The sequence below is a fragment of the Henriciella pelagia genome (assembly GCF_002088945.1).
Lineage (GTDB): Bacteria > Pseudomonadota > Alphaproteobacteria > Caulobacterales > Hyphomonadaceae > Henriciella > Henriciella pelagia.
This window is the reverse complement of the sequence record NZ_NCSU01000007.1, coordinates 609359-628123: the sequence shown is the minus strand read 5'-3', so window position 1 is coordinate 628123 and position 18765 is coordinate 609359. Positions and strand designations below refer to the sequence as shown.

The 18765-nt window shown below is 62.3% G+C and carries 17 protein-coding genes; 11 read left to right on the top strand and 6 right to left on the bottom strand.

The window, feature by feature from the left end:
- From tsaE to B8746_RS05765, 11 genes are all read left to right on the top strand, one after another.
- Complete coding sequence (gene tsaE / locus B8746_RS05810) at window positions 1-453, top strand: tRNA (adenosine(37)-N6)-threonylcarbamoyltransferase complex ATPase subunit type 1 TsaE (protein ID WP_084392396.1); 453 nt, start codon at window positions 1-3, stop codon at window positions 451-453.
- The gene (locus B8746_RS05805) at window positions 443-1543 is read left to right on the top strand and encodes an aminoglycoside phosphotransferase family protein (protein ID WP_084392393.1); all 1101 of its coding nucleotides are present in this window, start codon (window positions 443-445) and stop codon (window positions 1541-1543) included. The genes tsaE and B8746_RS05805 overlap by 11 nt, the downstream gene beginning before the upstream one ends.
- Window positions 1540-1695: a hypothetical protein gene (locus B8746_RS17080; protein WP_158084544.1), complete on the top strand. Its 156-nt coding sequence runs from the start codon at window positions 1540-1542 to the stop codon at window positions 1693-1695. Before B8746_RS05805 ends, B8746_RS17080 begins: the two co-directional genes overlap by 4 nt.
- Window positions 1692-2414: a nucleotidyltransferase family protein gene (locus tag B8746_RS05800; protein WP_233123958.1), complete on the top strand. Its 723-nt coding sequence runs from the start codon at window positions 1692-1694 to the stop codon at window positions 2412-2414. Before B8746_RS17080 ends, B8746_RS05800 begins: the two co-directional genes overlap by 4 nt.
- The gene (gene addB, locus B8746_RS05795) at window positions 2411-5467 is read left to right on the top strand and encodes a double-strand break repair protein AddB (RefSeq protein WP_158084543.1); all 3057 of its coding nucleotides are present in this window, start codon (window positions 2411-2413) and stop codon (window positions 5465-5467) included. Before B8746_RS05800 ends, addB begins: the two co-directional genes overlap by 4 nt.
- On the top strand, window positions 5460-8996 hold the full coding sequence (gene addA, locus B8746_RS05790; RefSeq protein WP_158084542.1) for a double-strand break repair helicase AddA: 3537 nt from the start codon (window positions 5460-5462) through the stop codon (window positions 8994-8996). Before addB ends, addA begins: the two co-directional genes overlap by 8 nt.
- Window positions 8997-9053: 57 nt before the next feature.
- On the top strand, window positions 9054-9371 hold the full coding sequence (gene trxA, locus B8746_RS05785) for a thioredoxin (protein ID WP_084392385.1): 318 nt from the start codon (window positions 9054-9056) through the stop codon (window positions 9369-9371).
- Window positions 9372-9777: 406 nt separating this feature from the next.
- Window positions 9778-10572 (top strand): SDR family NAD(P)-dependent oxidoreductase, encoded by a 795-nt coding sequence (locus B8746_RS05780; RefSeq protein WP_084392382.1) that lies wholly within the window; start codon window positions 9778-9780, stop codon window positions 10570-10572.
- A gap of 119 nt (window positions 10573-10691) precedes the next feature.
- Window positions 10692-11048 carry an endonuclease domain-containing protein gene (locus tag B8746_RS05775; protein WP_084392379.1) on the top strand — a complete coding sequence of 119 codons (357 nt, stop codon included), beginning with the start codon at window positions 10692-10694 and terminating at the stop codon, window positions 11046-11048.
- A 633-nt stretch (window positions 11049-11681) separates the two neighbouring features.
- Window positions 11682-12869, top strand: a complete 1188-nt coding sequence (locus tag B8746_RS05770; RefSeq protein WP_084392377.1) for an AIPR family protein — start codon at window positions 11682-11684, stop codon at window positions 12867-12869.
- Window positions 12870-12948: 79 nt separating this feature from the next.
- The gene (locus B8746_RS05765) at window positions 12949-13545 is read left to right on the top strand and encodes a hypothetical protein (RefSeq protein ID WP_084392374.1); all 597 of its coding nucleotides are present in this window, start codon (window positions 12949-12951) and stop codon (window positions 13543-13545) included.
- Between the two features lie 179 nt (window positions 13546-13724).
- Here the strand turns inward: B8746_RS05765 and B8746_RS05760 are convergent, their stop codons facing one another.
- From B8746_RS05760 to trpB, 6 genes are read right to left on the bottom strand one after another with little or no spacing between them, the layout of a single operon-like run.
- Window positions 13725-14990, bottom strand: a complete 1266-nt coding sequence (locus B8746_RS05760) for a bifunctional folylpolyglutamate synthase/dihydrofolate synthase (protein WP_084392371.1) — start codon at window positions 14988-14990, stop codon at window positions 13725-13727.
- Window positions 14987-15964, bottom strand: coding sequence for an acetyl-CoA carboxylase carboxyltransferase subunit beta (locus B8746_RS05755; protein ID WP_084392368.1), 978 nt, complete (start codon window positions 15962-15964; stop codon window positions 14987-14989). Before B8746_RS05755 ends, B8746_RS05760 begins: the two co-directional genes overlap by 4 nt.
- Window positions 15965-16001: 37 nt before the next feature.
- Complete coding sequence (gene trpA / locus B8746_RS05750) at window positions 16002-16820, bottom strand: tryptophan synthase subunit alpha (protein ID WP_084392366.1); 819 nt, start codon at window positions 16818-16820, stop codon at window positions 16002-16004.
- Entirely contained in the window at window positions 16820-17149 is a 330-nt protein-coding gene (cutA, locus tag B8746_RS05745) for a divalent-cation tolerance protein CutA (RefSeq protein ID WP_084392364.1), read from the bottom strand. The genes trpA and cutA overlap by 1 nt, the downstream gene beginning before the upstream one ends.
- A 3-nt stretch (window positions 17150-17152) precedes the next feature.
- Window positions 17153-17551 (bottom strand): VOC family protein, encoded by a 399-nt coding sequence (locus B8746_RS05740; RefSeq protein WP_084392362.1) that lies wholly within the window; start codon window positions 17549-17551, stop codon window positions 17153-17155.
- Between the two features lie 2 nt (window positions 17552-17553).
- A complete protein-coding gene (trpB, locus tag B8746_RS05735; RefSeq protein ID WP_084392359.1) occupies window positions 17554-18765 on the bottom strand; it encodes a tryptophan synthase subunit beta in 1212 nt (403 codons plus the stop codon).

Sequence of the window (18765 nt, the reverse complement as noted above, 5' to 3'; positions counted from 1 at the left end):
ATGGACGCCCTCGAATTTCACCTCGCCGATGAAGCTGCAACCGACCGGCTGGCGCGCCGCCTTGCCCCACACATCCGGGCGGGCGACGTGATCGCGCTTCATGGCGGTCTCGGTGCCGGCAAGACCACCTTCTCGCGTTCGCTCATTTCCGCGCTTCTCGGCGCGCGAACCGAAGTGCCGAGCCCGACTTATACCCTTGTCCAGACATATGACGGTCCGGACTTTCCCATATTCCATTTCGATCTGTACCGGCTGGAGGAGCCTGATGACGTCATGGAGCTGGGATGGGACGAGACAATGGACGGCCTCGCCCTGATCGAATGGCCCGCAAAGGCAGGGGACCACCTGCCAGCATGGCGGCTCGACCTTACGCTTGAACAAACCGCCGACGGTCGCACCGCAAGACTGGTCCCCCACGGCGAAGACTGGCAGACTCGCCTGCATGGGATCTGACGCGAATCGCACCTTTGAGATCAAGGCCTTCCTCGACCGCTCCGGCTGGGGTGAGGCAAGGCTCTCATGGCTCGGGCAGGATGCCTCGACGCGCCGCTATGGCCGCCTCGCAAAAGCGGACGGCACAACTGCGCTTCTGATGGACGCACCGCTGGTCGAGGATGATCCGTGCACGCCCACCATGTCCGCAGAGGAGCGCCTTGCCGGTGGCTGGAACAAGCAGTCACGCCTCGCCGCCTCGCGCGTGGAAGCCTTCGCCGCAATCGGTGGCTGGCTCCGTGATCACGGGTTCAGCGCGCCCGCCATCTATGCTGGCGATTCCTCGCTCGGCCTCGCCATCATCGAGGATTTCGGCACGCTGAAAGAGTTTGCCCGCCTCATTGAAAAGGGCGCGGACGAGGTCACGCTCTACACCGCCGCCGCCTCTGCGCTGGCAGACCTGCACGCCCTCGAAACGCCGCGCCAGCTCCATGCCCTCGGCCGCGACTGGCCGATTCTTGATTTCGACGACCTTGCCCTCAATGTGAATGCGAGCCTCTTCGCCAACTGGTTTCCGAAGCAGGACGCCCGCATGCGGATGATGGACGCTGACTACGCCCGCTGGGAACGAGAGCTCGCCGTATTGCTGGACCGCGCCCGTGACTTCCCGCGCGAGCTGACGCTTCGCGACTACCACGCCGAAAACCTGATCTGGCTGCCGGAACGCGAAGGCCGGGCCCGGATCGGCCTGCTGGACTTTCAGGACGCCGTCATCGGCTGGGATGCCTGGGACATGGCGATGCTGGTCCAGGACGCCCGGCGCGAGGTCTCGCCCGCCGCCTATTCAGCGGCCATCAAGACCTATCTCGACAGGACCGGCAAATCCGAAGCCGATTTCCTCGAGCGCCTCTCCATCATCGGCACGCTCAATGCGCTCCGCATCGTCGGGATTTTCTCCCGCCTCATCGTCCGCGATCACAAACCGCGCTATCTCGATTTCCTGCCGCGCCAGAAGCTGCTGCTCGCCCGCAACCTCGAGCATCCATCCGCCGCCGGCATGGCCGCCTTCGTCCGCGACACCGCGCCTTTTATCTTCGAGGAGGCAAAATGACTGTACAGCGTGACAAACGTTCGTCTTCATACTTCGACTTCGCTCAGGATGACGGCTATGTCCGACAGACCAGAAGGCGTGATGGTGAGCGACGTCGAACCACGACGCCTCAGCGCGGCCAGATCGCCACAATCACGAAACGCTGCGTATGACAAATATCCCTCAGACCGCCATGATCCTCGCCGCCGGCCTCGGCACGCGCATGCGGCCGCTGACCAATGACACGGCCAAGCCCCTTCTCAATGTCGCCGGTAAGTCGCTGATTGACTGGCAGCTCGACGCGCTGATCGATGCCGGCGTGAAGAAACTGGTCGTCAACACGCATTGGTGCGCTGATCAGGTTGAGGCGCATATGCGCGGCATCTCCGGGGTGGATGTCGTCATCTCTAACGAGCGCGAGCAGGTCCTCGAGACAGGCGGCGCGCTCGCCAAGGCCGCGCCCCTGCTCGGCGAAGCCCCGGTCTTTGTCGTCAACACGGACGCCTTCTGGGCCCCCAATGATGCCGCGCCGTTGCACGCCCTCGCCAATGCGTATTTCCCGTCGGTGATGGATGAAGTCCTGCTGCTGGCCGACAAGGAGCGCTGCCTCGGCTTTAGCGGAGCCGGAGACTTCTTTATCGACGCAAAAGGTGCGCTCACCCATCGCGGCGATGAACCCACTGCCCCCTGGGCCTATGCGGGCCTGCGCATCGTCAATCCCAAGCTCTATGCAGCCCACAAGGCCGAACCTTTCTCGGCCTTCCGGATCTGGTCTGACCTGCTGCCGAACAAGCGAATGCACGGCGTCCCGCTCGACCGCTTCTGGCTGCATGTTGGCGACCCTGTCGCCCTCAAGGACGCAGAAATGTGGCTGAAATGCTTCGGGGCATGAGCAAACCCGGCCTTTTTGCGTCCGGCGCGCCCAAGCTGCGCACCATTCCGCCCGGCGCGAACTTCCTCAAAGAGCTCGCCCGCGCCCTCGCAGAAGAGACCGGCCTGGCCGATGCGCCCGACGCGATGGCGGACGATCTCATCTACGTCCCGAACCGGCGCTCGGCCCGTGCACTCGCGCTCGCCCTGTTTCAGGCTGCAGGCGGCAACACCCTGCTGATGCCAGAGATCCGGCCTCTCGGTGATCTCGAAAATGACGAACCGCCCCCGGGCGCTGAGTCCGCTCTGGCTGACCTGCCCCCGGCCATCCCGGCCGCCGAACGTCTCGGCCGCCTGACAAGGCTCGTCACCGCCTATTATGAGCGACAGGGCAAGCCCGTCCCACCCGCTTCCGCACTGGCCGCCGCCCGCGAACTGGCCCGTCTGCTCGACCAGGCCGCGCTGTCCGGCAAGGTCGAGTGGGGCCGGCTCGAGAGCCTCGTTCAGGATCGCCAGCTTGCCGAACATTGGCGCCGCTCGGTCGACTTTCTCGACATCATCACCGCCCAGTGGCCGGAGGAACTGGAAAGAAACGTCCAGATGGACCCCTATGCCCGCCGCCTCGCCGCCGCCGAGGCGATGGCCGCCAACTGGAGCTCTACCCCGCCCCGGGGCCGCGTCATCATTGCAGGATCGACCGGCGCGGACCCGTCCGGGCGTATACTGATGAAGGCCGCGCTCACCCTGCCGCAAAGCCTTATAGTCCTGCCAGGCCTCGACACCGGCGTTGAGCCCCGCGCATGGGCCCGCATCGCGCAGACCCCGAACCATCCGCAATATGCCTTTGCCGAAACGCTTGCCGCCCTCGGTTTCCGGCCTGATGAAGTCGCGCCCTGGCCAGGCCTGGACGAAACGCCTGAAGCCGCCGCGCGCCGCGATCTCATCCACGAAGCCCTCGCCCCCGCCGATGACACATCCGGCTGGCTCGAACGCCTCAATGAGATGGCTGACGCCCAGCAGCCCGCTGACTTTGCCCGCAAGGGTCTTTCCGGCCTCACCATGATCGAGGCAGCCAATGAGAGTGAGGAAGCGTGGTGCGCCGCGCTGCTGCTGCGCCAGACCCTCGAAACCGACAATGAAACAGCCGCGCTCGTCACGCCCGATGCAGGCCTTGCCCGCCGCGTTTCGGCCCTGATGAAACAGTGGGATATCGACCTCACCCCGTCTGGCGGTACGCCGCTCCTGCAGACGCCAGCCGGCAGCCTCGCCGCGCTGATCATGGACTGGACTGTCGACCCCACCCATCCGGTGACGCTGCTCGCGGCCCTAAAACATGCGCAGGTCCAGTATCCGCACGATCTTGCAGGCTTTGAACGTTTCTTCCTGCGCGGTCCGCGCCGCTGGAATGATTGGGATGGCCTCAACGACCATATCGACCGCACGGCAGGCGATGAGGACCACCGCAAACGCACCGGCCTCTCGGACGACACCGTCGCCCTCGCCCGTAAGATCGCGACGCATCTCGAAGCGCACTTCGACAAGGCTGGCCTCCGCGACCCGGATGCCGCGATTGCCGGCCAGGCCTATCTCGAAGCCGTGGCTGACATGATGGGCGAGCTTGGCGCCACGCCGCTCCCCTGGGCCGGCGAGGATGGTGCAGCGCTGTCGACGGCCCTTCGCGATTTCGCCCTGATGACGGCAAGCATGGAGGATGCCGTTCCCGAAGTCTGGTGTGAGCTGTTCAAGGCCTATTGCGCGGCCCTGACCGTGCGCAGCCGAGCTGACCACCCCCGCCTTGCCATATGGGGTCCGCTCGAAGCGCGCCTGCAGAGCGCCGACCGGCTCATCCTGGCAGGCCTCAACGAAGGTGTCTGGCCTCAGCAGCCACCGGCCGATGCTTTCCTCCCCCGCAGCTTTCGCAAGGACATCGGCCTCAATGACCCTGATGAGCGCATCGGCCTGTCGGCGCATGACTTTGCCCAGATGGCTGCCGCGCCAAACGTGATCCTGCTCTCGTCAAAGCGGCGGGAAGATGCCCCGGCTGTCTCGTCGCGCTGGCTCTGGCGGCTGAACACGCTGGCCCGCGGCGCGCTTGGAGAAAAGGGCGCTGCGGATGCGCTCGCCCCCCGAGAAGAGGATGATCCACGCCTCTGGCTGGCCACCCTGAGCGAACCACCGACGCTCGCCCTCAAGACCGAGCCTCGCCCCGCCCCGGCGTCCGAACACCGCCCGCGCCGCCTGTCTGTCACCCGGATCGAAGCGCTGCAGCGCGACCCTTACGCCATCTATGCGCAATACGTCCTTGGGCTGAACAAGCTTGACGCGCTGGAGCTTCCCGTCGATGCGCGCCCGCGCGGCACGGCCATTCACGCAGCGCTCGAAAAGTTCGAGGAGGCAGGCGTCGAAAAGTCTGCAGATGCCCTGGTTACCCTGCTGGAGCAGGAATTGCGCGAAGCGGGCGAAGCCGAAGAAGTGATCCTCGGCGCGGTCGCGGCCCGCCGCAAGGTGGCCGGCGAGTACATTGCCTGGCGCGCTGCCCGCCTGCACCTTATCGCCGGAGCGCCGTACACGGAGATCAAGGGCGAGCACAGCTTTGATGTGCCGGGGATGGGCCGTGCCGCCTTCACGCTGACGGCGACGGCTGACCGGATCGAAAAACATCAGGACGGAACGCTCGCCATCCTCGATTTCAAGTCTGGCGCTCCTCCCGGCGAAGGCGAGGTTCGCACCGGCCTCAACCCGCAAATGCCCCTGCAAGCCATCATCGCTCAGGAAGGCGGGTTTGCCGCGCAGGGTGTCACCGCCAAGCCAGTCAGTGCGCTCACCTATGTGCGCTTCGGCTCAAAATTCGATGTCCGCAATATTGGCGACAAGGCGGGCAGCCAGCACCCGGAAAAACCAATCGAAGAGATCATCGCCGAAACCCGCGAGGGCTTCCTGAAGCTTATCGAGAAATTCGCTGACCCCAACCACCCCTACATTTCCATGCCGCGTCCGAAATGGGCCAAATATGGCTCGGACTATGCCCGCCTCGCGCGGCGCGACGAATGGGCTGCGGAGGATGGAGATGACTGACGCAGCGCACCGCGAAGCCTACAGTCTGGCGCAGGACGCGCAGGCGGATGCCGCCCTGCCGGACCGTTCGGCCTGGGTCGAGGCGCATGCCGGCTCCGGCAAGACGAAAGTCCTGATCGACCGTGTCGCCCGCCTCCTGCTGCGCCGGGAAGACGGCCGCAAGGGCGCAGATCCGGACACAATCCTCTGCGTGACTTACACAAAGGCCGCCGCAAACGAGATGTTGAGCCGGCTTTTCCGCACGCTCGGCGGCTGGTCGGTTGCGCGAGACGATGAACTGCGAGGCGAACTCGCCAAGCTCGAACGCCGACCGCCCGAAAGCTATTCTCATGAAGACCTTCAAGCCGCCCGCGCGCTCTTTGCCCGCGCTCTTGAGACGCCTGGCGGCCTTCGCATCGAGACGATCCACGCCTTCTGCTCGCGCATCCTGCGCCGCTTTCCGCTGGAGGCAGATGTGTCGCCTGGATTTGGCGAGATTGAAGACCGTGACGCCGACCGCATCTGGAAAGACAGCCTGCGGGACCAGATGCTCCATGCCAGCGAGACAGCGCCGGACGCGCTCGTCACCCTGTCCGAGACCGGCGGCGGCCTTGGGGCCGGAGCTGTTCTGTCAAGCCTGCGCTGGGTGCGCACCCGACTTGCGGGCCGCGACCCTGACGATGTTGCAGAAGACATCAAGGCTGTTCTGGACGCGCCCGATGAAACCGTTGACGAACTGGTCGCAGACGCGATGGGCCCTGCCCTGCCCCGCGCCAGCCTGCAGTCAGCCCTGCTCGGCCTGAACGACTTGCCAAAACGCGGCGCGTCCGACGACAAGCTTTTCGAGACGCTGGATTTCATCCTGCAGCCTCATTCGGCTGGCGATCGCTGGGACGCCTTTGCCAGCCTCTTCCTGACCAGCTCAGGTGACCTCCGTAAATCCAATCCGTACACGGCTGGCGCGGCGAAGGCCGTGCCTGAACTTGCTGACCTCTTCCAGATGAAGGATGGCGAGGGCAGCGAAGTTGCCCGATTCCAGAGGGTCCAGACCAAACTCATCGCCCGCCGCGCCTATGAGCGCTCGCTCGCACTCGTCCAGGTCGGCCTGCCTGTCCTTCAGGCGTATGAGCAAGGGAAGAACCGCCGCGCCGCGCTCGATTTCGACGACCTCATCCAGCACACCAAACACCTGCTGACATCGACCGGCGTCGCCGAATGGGTGCTCTTCAAGCTTGATGGCGGCCTCACCCATATCCTCCTCGACGAGGCGCAGGACACCAGTCCGGACCAGTGGGTGCTGATCAAGGCCCTGGTCGAGGAATTCCGCGCCGGCATGGGCGCCGAGCGCTCCACCGAGCCGCGCACCCAGTTCACCGTCGGCGACAAGAAACAGTCCATCTACTCCTTCCAGGGCGCAGACCCCGAACAGTTCCTGAAGGAGAAACGCGACTTCGCCGCCGCCGAGGAAGCGCTGCATGGCAAGGCGAACATGCCGGACATGACCATGTCCTTCCGCTCGACGCAGGACGTGCTCGATTTCGTCGATGGCGTGTTCAACCAGGATAATTTCCACGGTGATCCGTTCACGGAGACACCGCCTGATGAGGCCGACCTCCTCAAGCACACGGCCAGCCGCGCCGGCCAGCAGGGCCGTATCGATCTCTGGCCGGTCGAGCCGCATACGGATGAGGAAGAGGGTGATCCATGGGATGCACCGCTCGACCATATTTCCGAAAGCTCTCCCAAGAACCGGCTCGCCGAACGCGTCGCACGCGCAATCGATGAAATGATCCAGGCAAAGGAGCCTGTCTGGGAAGAAATACCGGATGAGAGCGGCAAGCGTCGCTGGCAGACACGCCCGGTGCGCGCTGACGACATCCTCATCCTCGTGCGCAAGCGCGGGGCCTTGTTCGAGAGCATCATCAAGGCGCTCAAAAGGAAGAAACTGCCTGTCGCAGGCGCCGACCGGCTCGTCCTGCTCGACCATATCGGCGTGCAGGACTGCCTGAATCTCATCCGGTTTGCACTTTTCCCGCCCGATGATCTGACGCTCGCAGAGATCCTGCGCGGCCCATTCTGCGGCCTCGTCGATGACGATAATGAGCTCTTCGTGCTCGCCCATGACCGAAAACGCGGAACAAGCCTCTGGGACCGACTGCAGGCCAGCACCGAACCCCGCTTCGCCCCCGCCCGCGATTTCTGCGGAGACCTTCTCGCCCACGTACACCTGCCAGCCTTCGACTTCCTGATGCGCGCGCTGACAACCCGCCGTGCGGGCAACCTCTCCGGCTGGGACCGCCTCATCCAGCGCCTCGGCGAGCCGGCCCGCGACCCGGTCAGCGCCCTCGTCGACCGCGCCCTCGGCTTTGACATGGGCGAGGCCGCCAGCCTCCAGGCCTTCCTCGCCGAGATCGAGGGCGATGACAGCCAGCTCAAACGCGACCTTGCCGAAGCCGATGGCGAGATCCGCGTCATGACGGTCCACGGCGCCAAGGGCCTGCAGGCTCCCATCGTCATCCTGCCCGACACGACCGCACCGGAAAAAGCCGACACGAACGGGCTGTTCATGGTCGATGGTCGCACGCCCGTCTACAGCCCCAACAAAAAGGAAGACCCGCCCGTCCTTGAGCGCCTCCGCCTTCAGAGAAAGACCGCGCAGGCCCGCGAGTCCCGCCGCCTGCTCTATGTAGCGCTCACCCGCGCGCAGGACCGGCTGATCATTGGCGGCGCGTTCGCCGGCCGCAAGACAGGCGCGGGCTATGAGCCCGACAGCTGGTACGGCCTCTGCCGCTCTGCCATGCTGGCGCTGACCGGCGCGAGCCCTGACACGGACGAAACGCTCACCTTTGGCACCGTCCTGCCGCCGCTCACGGATGTCGAAAGCACAGGCGCCCGGCCCAAAGCCGTCGCGCCCGACTGGGCCTTCCGCGCGCCGGCCACCACCGCCACCGGCCCGGTTGTCCGCGCGCCGAGCCGCCTGCTCACAGACACGGCCCCCGTTTCCAAACCCTTCGGCAAGGCGCGTTCAGCGGCTCTCAAACGCGGACAGCTCATCCACACCCTGCTGCAATACCTGCCAGAGCAGCCAGAGACAGCCCGCGAGGCGCATGCCCGCGCCTGGCTCACCCGCCACACAGACCTCACTCCCGGCGAACAGGAGGAGATCCTCTCCGTCACCCTCGCCACGCTCGCCCATCCGGACTTCGCGGACGTCTTCGCCCCCGGCGGTCGCTCGGAAGCCGCCATTGTCGGCGAAATCGAAACAGCCGCCGGCAAGATCATCATTAATGGCCGCGCCGACCGTCTCGTCATCACGGACACCGACGTCCTACTCATCGACTACAAGACAGACCGCCCGGCCCCCGCCAGCGCCGAGGAGATCGACGCCTCCTATCTCGCCCAGATGGCGGCCTACAAGATGGTGCTTGAAGCCGCCTGGCCCAACCGCCGCATCCGCCCTGCCCTGCTCTACACGGACGGCCCGAAGCTGTTCGAGCTGAACGAGACCCTTTTGCAAAGCTCACGCAATCGTTTAGCTGGTGGCCTTTGAAGAATCCCGGCACCTACTTATTTATCTGCCAGAACAAGTTTTTGAGAAGGAGGCATCATGGCCACCGAAAACATTACTGATGACAATTTCGACGAAGCCATCGCTGGCGATCTTCCGGTCGTGGTCGACTTCTGGGCCGAATGGTGTGGCCCGTGTAAGCAGATGGCCCCGCACCTGGAGTCCGTCGCCGAGGAACTCGCCGGCAAGGTGAAGATCACCAAGATCAATGTCGACGAGAACCCCGTCGCCCCGTCCAAGTTCGGCGTGCGCGGCATGCCGACGCTGATGCTGTTCAAGGACGGCAAGGTCGCCGCGACCCATCTCGGCGCCATGTCCAAACAGCGCCTCACCGAATGGATCAAGGAAAGCGCGTAAACGCCGCTTCGCCTGATATGAGACAAGAGCCCGTCACCCCAAGGTGGCGGGCTTTTTCGTTCTGGCGCGGCCGCAATGGTTCAACCCTCATGGTGAGTCGAACGAACCACGCTCACCATGAAGGCTTCGTGGGTTTCATCTTCATGGTGAGCGAAGTCGAACCACGAAGATGAGCGGTAACGACCGAAGAAATGCGTCACGCTCGATGAGCCGCAGGATCATCTGAGAGCCCATCTCCCCCCCTGTCCGCACCATCCAGCCTCCCAACCGGAAGCTGGACCCTCAGACCGTCTTGAGCGGTCGAGGGTGACGCCTCGTAGCCAGCGACCTCAAATATCCCATTTACGCCAGCCTCTCTCCGCCCTAAACGATACTTCACACGTGAAATAAAACGCCGGAGGACCGCATGACCCCTTACCAACCCCTGTCCCGCTCGATCAAAGGCAAGACCGCCCTCGTCACCGGCGCTGCTTCCGGCATGGGCCGCGCGACCGCGCACCTCTTCGCCCATGAGGGCGCGAATGTCGCCGTGACAGACCTCAAGCAGGAGGCCGTCGACAAGGTGGTGCAGGAGATCAGGGATGCCGGCTTCGAGAATGTTCGCGGCTGGGCGCTCGACGTCTCGGATGCCGCCACCATCGAGCGCGTCATCAATGAGGCCGCAGACCATTTCGGCAGCCTCGAAATCCTCGTCAATAATGCCGGGTTCGCGATGATGGCGCCGATCAATGGCGATGGCGACACCTATGAAAAGTCCTGGGACGCGACCCTCAATGTCATGCTGACCAGCCACCAGCGCGCCGCCCGCGCCGCCCTGCCCCATATGCGCAAGGCCGGCTTCGGCCGCATCGTGAACATCGCCTCGACAGAGGGCCTCGGCGCAACGCCCGGCAACTCACCCTACGTCGCCGCCAAGCACGGCGTCATCGGCCTGACCCGCGGCATGGCAGTGGACCTTGGCCGCGAAGAGTTTGACCTCACCGTCAACGCCGTCTGCCCCGGCCCGATCCATACCGGCATCACGCAAGGCATCTCCGACGAGCACAAGACCATCTACGCCAAACGCCGCGTGCCGCTGCGCCGCTACGGCATCCCCGAAGAAGTCGCGAATGTGACGCTTTCGGTCGTCCTGCCAGCCTCGAGCTTCCTGCACGGCGTGCACATCCCGGTGGATGGCGGGCTTACGATCAAGAATGCCTGACCTTCTCCCCTCTCCCGAATGCGGGAGAGGGTGCGACGGCACGAGCATCGCACTGCGATGCGCCGGAGCACGGGGTGAGGGCTGAATTGTCTCAACTCAAGCGCAGCGCTCCAAATCCAATGCCCACGTCCAAGAACATCAGCCGCGCACGCCAGCTCCGTCAGACTGCGAACACGCTTGAACAGAAGGCCTGGCAGACGCTTCGGCTCTTGCGCAAGGAAGGCTATCCCGTACGCCGCCAGCATCCTGTAGCCGGGCTGACCGTCGACTTTGCCATCCGGGCGCTCAAGCTCGCTATCGAAATCGACGGCAGCATTCATGAACTTGAACACGTCAAACAAAACGATGCGGCGCGCGATCAAAGGCTCGCCGCTGAAGGCTGGCGCATCCTCCGCATCGACACCGAAACGGCCAAGAGCCCGGACCATCTTCTGACTGTCGTGCGAGATGAAATAGAACGACTGCAGAAAGAGTAACTTCCCCCTCTCCCGATCACGGGAGAGGGGTCAGGGGTGAGGGCAACAACGTCTCGGAAAAAAACTACCGTCGAACTGACAACCACCTCAAAGCCCTCATCCCCGGCCCTTCTCCCGCAATCGGGAGAAGGGAGCGCGTGCCTCTCAGACGCTACGGCATCCCCGAAGAAGTCGCGAACGTCACCCTCTCCATCGTCCTCCCCGCCTCCAGCTTCTTGCACGGCGTGCATATCCCGGTCGATGGCGATCAACGATTAAGAATGTCTGGGTGAAATTGTGCCGAAGACCCCTGCAAAGGCAGGGGTCCATAGCTCGACATGTCAACCCATCACTCGTCTCAGACCCCACCCCATAGATACCTGCCTACGCAGGTATCGTCGGCCGATAGACACCTAGCACACCATCCGCAGATGCCTGCGAAGGCGGGCATCTAAGGACCGCCCTCCCGTCACAACCTTCGCCAACGGGATACCTGTCCCGATAGATGGTCGCGTGACGATCAAGAACGCTTAGGTTTAGTAAACGCTTCCAATATTAAAGGATTCGAAGTATACAGTCTCTGCTGGTCGATAGGTTTCGGCACAGCATACAACTGAGCAGTCGGAGACTGCGTCATCTAAAAAGGAGATTCGTATGTCCAATACGAACGCTGTAATTATCCATGCGCCAATCGCACGTCGGATACCTGATCCCAATTTTAAAACTGAGTATGGCACTGAGCGACATGTATTTGTCGTACCGGTCCACGGCTTGCCCAAAGGCATTCCACTTGACCCTAATGCTCGGCGTCCCAAAACGAGCAAACGAGTGTACCGCAAGGTCGAAGACAGCTTATTCAACCGCGACTGCGAAACAGGAACATTTCACCTAAAAAACAAAGGTATCACCATCATCGCCCAAAGTGTGAAAGCGACGGGGGACGACAAATACGAAATACAAATGCTGAATGGCATTCATGGAATTGTAGATGGCGGTCACACCTATGAAATAATTACATCAAGTCAGTCGAGTAGTGATTTGCCAACAGAGCAATTCGTTACCGTTGAAGTTCGGATAGGTGTACCGGATCATTGGATCCCTGAAATCGCGGGCGGCCTCAATACGTCCGTTCAGGTTCAGGACATGAGCCTGGACAACCTCTCTGGAGCGTTCGAATGGATGAAGACGGAACTCAAGAGTTCACCTTACTACGATCAAATCGCTTGGTCTGAGAACGACCCCGGCGAATATGACGCTCGAGACATCGTCGCATTGCTCGCTATGTTCAACGTTGAACTCCACCCCAACGACGGTGATGACCATCCCGTCTATGGATACGAGAAGAAATCCATGGCGCTGAAGGCGTTTGAGAAGAAGGGCGCGAGCTTTAAGCGCATGAGGCCGATTCTTAAAGATATTCTCCGGCTTCATGATATGATTAGGCGCGATTACTACTTCATATGGAATTCGGAAATTGAGGGAGGCAAAGCCGGCAGTCTCGCTTTTTCGGAAAAGAAAAAATCCGGAAATTGGAAGTTTCCATTCACTGGACAGTCCGCTGAATATCGAATGGTAAATGGGGCGCTTTATCCTATTCTGGCTGCGTTTCGCTGGTACGTTGATCTCAATCCCCACACTCTGGAAGCAGAGTGGAGAGGCGGGTTCAACCAAGTTATCGAAGCGTGGAACGCGGACGCAAGCGCACTGTTAAAATCCACCCACGAAATGAGTACTTCACTCGGCCGGAATCCTCAATCGGTTGGGAAAAGTAGGCCACACTGGGCAAACCTCCATAACATCCTAGCCAAGCGTGACCTGCAGCGAAAAGCCGCTGCAGATTAATTCGTTCCTCTCCTGCGTCCTAAACGGGCGCAGGAGCAATCCATCCAACCGTACACCGCCCCGCCCTATCCTTGTCCGCATGCCCGAACTGTCCGGTTTCCTGCGTGCGAGTTTTGAGCTGATTGCGGACTGGCTGCTGGCCACCGGTGACAAAGGCAGGCTGCATCTGGACCCCGAAGAGATGACGCGCTCGCTTGCGCAGAAAATCTCCTCCGCGCTGCGAAAAGCCGAAATCCTGCTGCGCCGCCTCATCTGGGCGCTGGCGGCAGAGTGGGCGCTGACCGATATGCCAGAGCGTGCGCCGGACAAGCGCCCTCGCGACCGCGCGCCAAAACCTTATCGTTGGCGCTTCGCCGTCTTCCCGAACCGGCCCTATAATGCGCGCGCCATCGACATGCTGAATGCGCGCGGCCGGACGGGGCCGAGGCCCCCGGTCAGGATCGGCCTGATTCTGGACCGGTGGCGGACCCTTTCCGGCCTGGCGAAAGACCCTACTGCCGCCGCCCGCCGTCTCGCGCGCCGCTTCCGCCAGATGAAGCGCGCCAATGCGATCATCCCCCTCGCCTGCCCCGTGCCGGGCCTCAACCGCCTGCCCGGCGAGCTCGGCCTGCTTGCGAGCTTTTCCCTGCACGAGACCAATACGGCGATGCGCAAGCTCATCCTGGATTCGAGCTGAATCCATGGAAAATTTGAGCTCATCGCCGCAAATCCAGCCGGGTTTGCGGGCGCAGGTGCAGCGCCCTCTATGGTTCGACCCTCATGGTGAGCCTGACGAACCCCGCTCACCATGAAGAAATCTTCGTCCCAAGCCTTCATGGTGAGCGAAGTCGAACCACGAAGGCGGGAAACAGAAGCCTAACGCGGCAGCTCATTGTTCTGGCCGAGGACATCGCCCGCCAGATAGAGCGATCCGCAGATCAGGATCCGCTCAGCCCCGGCCTCGACAGCGGCCCGCATCGCGGCTTCGAAACTCTCGCAGGCCGTCGCCTTCAGGCCGGCTGATTGCGCCGCTTCTGCTAGGACTTTGGCGCTGGCCGTGAAATCATTGCCCACCACTTCTGTGGTGAAGACCTCAAGTCCCGGGCGATTGAGCTCGGCAAAGAAACCGGCGGCATCTTTGGTCGCGAGCATGGCGGAGACGAGCATGGTGCGCTTCGGACTTTCCTCGCGGTCGAGATCATCCAGCGTTTCTGCAATGGCTCTTGCAGCATGCGGGTTATGCCCGCCATCGAGCCAGACCGGCACATCGCTCGCCATCGCGGTCACGGGGCCCTCGGCAAGACGCTGCATCCGGGCGGGCCAGTAGGCAGTGGCACAGCCGGTGAGGATCGCCTTGTCAGTGATCGCCGGATGGCCCCAGGCGCGCAGGGCCTTGGCGGCGAGTGCCGCATTGGCGAACTGGTGTTTGCCAGCAAGGCCGAGCGGCGGGAAGATGGACGCAATGTCTTCGCTCGTCAGGAAGTCGATATCGGCACCGGTCTTGGCCGCTTCGAGCCGGATCGCCGCTTCGGCTTCGGGGCGCTGGATGGCGGAAACAGCGGCGCAGCCAGGCTTCAGGATGCCGGCCTTGTCGCTCGCAATCTGGGTGATCGTATTGCCGAGAAACTGCATATGGTCGAAATCCACCGGCGTAATCACGCCAACAGCGCATTCGCGAATGACATTCGAGGCATCATAGCGCCCGCCGAGGCCGACCTCGAGGATGAGGAGGTCTGCCGGCACCTCATGGAAGGCGAGGAAGGCCGCAGCCTGGGTCGCTTCGAAATGGGTAATATCACGGCCCTGAAGGGCCTCCTCGACGCGGGAGAGATAACCGATCAGCGCTTCGTCAGAAATGATCTCGCCGGCCAGCCGGATGCGCTCATTGAAGCGAACAAGATGCGGCGAGGTCGAGACATGGACCTTCAGGCCAGCAGCCTCTGCCATCGCGCGGATGAAAGCTGTCGTGGAGCCTTTTCCGTTCGTGCCTGCGACATGGATGGTGGGCGGCAGGTCCAGATGCGGATTGCCGAGGGTCTCCAGAACGACAAGCAGCCGGTCGAGCGTAAGAACCCGTTCGGTGGGGTTAAAGCGCTCAAACCGCTTCAGCGCAGCTTCGACCGCAACCTTGGCGTCGATCAAGCCTTGGAACTCCGCTTCGCCGGAGCGGGCACGTCGGCGAGCGGCGCCTTGACCGGGCCGATGGCGGAGGTTTCCTTGGCCCGCTTTGGCAAGAGGTGGGTCAGAACGCGGCCCAGCGTGGCCTTCAGCTCGCGGCGGTCGCAGACAATGTCGACCTGGCCTTTCTCGCGCAGGAATTCAGAGCGCTGGAAGCCTTCTGGAAGCTTCTCGCGGATCGTCTGCTCAATGACGCGCGGGCCGGAAAACGCAATCATGGCGTCAGGCTCGGCAATATGAACATCGCCCAGCATCGCATAGGAAGCGGACACGCCGCCCGATGTCGGGTCCGTCAGGATCACAATGTAAGGCAGGCCGGCATCACGCACTTCGCTGATCGCAAGCGTGGTTCGCGGCATCTGCATCAGGGAAAGCGTCCCTTCCTGCATGCGCGCACCGCCAGAGGCTGTGCAGACAACAAACGCTGCCTTGCGGGCCACGGCGAGCTGCGCTGCCGCAATGAAGGCCTCGCCAGCGGCCATGCCGAGCGATCCGCCCATGAAGGCAAAATCCTGGACGAGAATCACCGTTGGCTTACCATTGATGCGACCGAAGGCTGCGGCCATGCAGTCATCCTGGGCGACCGGCGGGCTACCTTCCGGGCTTTCCTCTTTTTCGCGGCCAGCGATCTTGTTCTTCGCGGCCTTGAGGCGGGACGGATAAGCCTTGTCGTCCTTGAATTTCAGCGGGTCCTGTGCGACGGGCGGCAGCGGCAATGGCTCCCAGCGCTCATCGTCAAAGAAGAGGCGAAAACGGCGGCGCGGCGAAATCCTGAGATGCGCGCCAGCAGGCGTGACGTACCAGCTTTCCTCCAGATCGGAGCGATAGACCAGTTCGCCGGATTTGGGACATTTGACCCAGAGATTGTCCGGCGTGTCTTTCTTCGAGGACAGAAAAGTCTTCAGCCCCGGCGTGCGGAAATTGGTTAGCCAGTTCATATTCTTCAGGACTCCTGACTTTGGTCAGTCCATTACCCTAAGCGCTTTTCAGCGCAGTTGAGAGTTCCTTCGCCAGCCCCCCCACGCGTGCGGCTATACTGCCGCTTGCGCCCGACTCAAGAGCTAAACGCACATGATCTACGAAAGCAGAGCCGACGACAACCCCATCAGCGATACGCGCCATGGCAGCTGCCTGTTCCCCGGTGCGGACACCGAAACCGACGCAGACCGGCAGGCCCGAAACCCGGCGCGCCCGCTCAACGCCGTCCCGAATGTCTTCCGGATCAGCCGAACCTGCACCGGTTACACCAGCGACGGCGACATAATAGAGAAAGCCGGACGCGCCCTCAGCCACTTTGGCGATGCGCTTTTCGCTCGTGGTGGGGGTCGCGAGACGGATGACTGAAATTCCATATTTTTCATACGCCTGGCGCAGCTCATGGTCTTCCTCAGGCGGCAGGTCGACAATGATTGTACCGTCAATGCCGGACTTTGCTGCTGCTTCTGCGAAAGCGTCATAGCCCATATGGAAGACCGGATTTGCGTATCCCATAAGGATGAGAGGGGTGTCGCGGTCATCTTCGCGAAAGCGCGCAGCCAGCGCCAGAACGTCGGCCAGCGTTGTGCCGGCCTTCAGGCTGCGCTGTCCGGCCATCTGGATGGCCGGTCCATCCGCCATGGGATCTGTGAAGGGCGCGCCAAGCTCAATGATATCGGCGCCATTGTCGCGAAGGGCGCACAGGGCATCGAAGCTGGCCTCAATGTCCGGGTCGCCGGCCATCATATAGGTCACGAGTGCGGCGCGGCCTTCGGCGCGAACCTTGTCGAACCGGTCGGTAATGCGTTGAGTTGGCATCAGTTTGCAGGTGCTTTCGTATTCTCGTGCAGCCAGTCTGCGAATGGCCCAAGCACCTCGGTGCAGGGCAGGGCGACCATGGCAGGCACGTCATAAGGATGAAGTTCGATGACCAGCGCTTCAAGCTCGGCCCAGCAGGCCGTGACGGATTTCAGCCAGAGCACGTGCTCGAAGGCCTGCTCGACCACGCCTTTCCAGAGATAGGTCGAAGAGACGGGCCCCTCGATATTGGCGCAGGCGGCAAGCCGCTTTTCCACCGCCGTGTCACCAATCTGATGAGCCACCTGATTGGAAGGGCAAGTAATCCGGATAAGGAGTGCGTCGGTCATGGATTAGCGTTCTACCGCATCGTGGCAGACAATACAGAGTTTGTTTCCATCAAGGTCGCGAAAATACGCGCCGAAATAGTTCGAGTGATACTGCGGGCGCAGGCCCGGTGCGCCTTCGTCTTCGCCACCAGCCTCCAGAGCGGCTGCATGAACACGAGCCACAGTCTCGCGATCGGGTGCCAGAAGGGCGAGCATCTGGCCATTGCCCGGATGATGCGGCTCACCATTCTGCGGCGTCGTCAGGGCGACCATCGGACGGAAACTGTCCGCCCCGGTCCACATCACGAACGATTTTGACCGCTCGGCGGGCACTCGCTGTAGCCCCAGCATCTCCATGATCGGCGAATAGAAAGCTGTCGCGCGCTCCAGATCAACGGTGCCGAGCGTGATGTGAGAGATCATCCCTAGATATCCATCCCCAGATGCTCGGCGACGGAGAAGATGTCCTTGTCGCCGCGTCCGCAGAGATTCATGATCAGGATCTGGTCCTTGTCCATCGTCTCACACACATCGCCAAGCCGCGCGATGGCATGGGCAGGCTCAAGGGCCGGGATAATGCCCTCCAGGCGCGTACAGAGCTTGAAGGCTTCGAGCGCTTCCTTGTCGGTACAAGTGAGGTATTCCGCGCGGCCAGTATCCCGCAGGAAGGCGTGTTCCGGGCCGATTCCGGGATAGTCGAGACCGGCAGAAATCGAGTGCGCGTCGATGATCTGGCCATCTTCAGTCTGCAGCAAATAGGTCTTGTTGCCATGCAGGATGCCCGGCTTGCCGCCATTTAGCGCTGCCGCATGCTGGCCTGTCTCAATGCCATGACCTGAGGCTTCGACGCCGATCAGCCGCACGCCCTCATCCTCGATAAAGGGGTGGAACAGGCCGATCGCATTCGAACCGCCGCCAATACACGCCATCACCGCGTCGGGCAGGCGACCTTCGCGCTCAAGGATCTGCTCTTTTGCCTCGCGTCCGATGACAGACTGAAAGTCGCGGACCAGCTCTGGGTAAGGGTGAGGACCGGCGGCTGTGCCGATGCAATAGAATGTGTTGTCGATATTGGTAACCCAGTCGCGAAGGGCCTCGTTCATCGCATCTTTCAACGTGCCCGTGCCAGAAGAGACCGGTACGATCTCTGCGCCAAGCAGCTTCATCCGGAAAACGTTCGGTTTCTGCCGCTCGACATCGGTCGCGCCCATGAAGACGACGCATTGCAGGCCAAAGCGCGCGCACACCGTCGCCGTTGCCACGCCGTGCTGGCCCGCACCCGTCTCTGCAATAATCCGTTTCTTGCCCATCCGCATGGCGAGCAGCACCTGGCCGAGACAGTTATTGATCTTGTGCGCGCCAGTATGATTGAGCTCGTCGCGCTTGAAATAGATCTTCGGCCCGCCGAAATGCTCGGAGATCCGCTCTGCATGATAGAGCGGGGATGGACGGCCGACATAGTGGGCCCAGAGGTCTTCCATCTGCGCCTTGAAGGACGGATCCTTCTTGGCGGCGCGATACTCTTCCTCCAGGTCCAGAATGAGCGGCATCAGCGTTTCGGCGACATAGCGTCCGCCAAACTCGCCAAACCGGCCATTCTCATCCGGCCATTGATCCCAGGTATTCAGCTTGTTCAT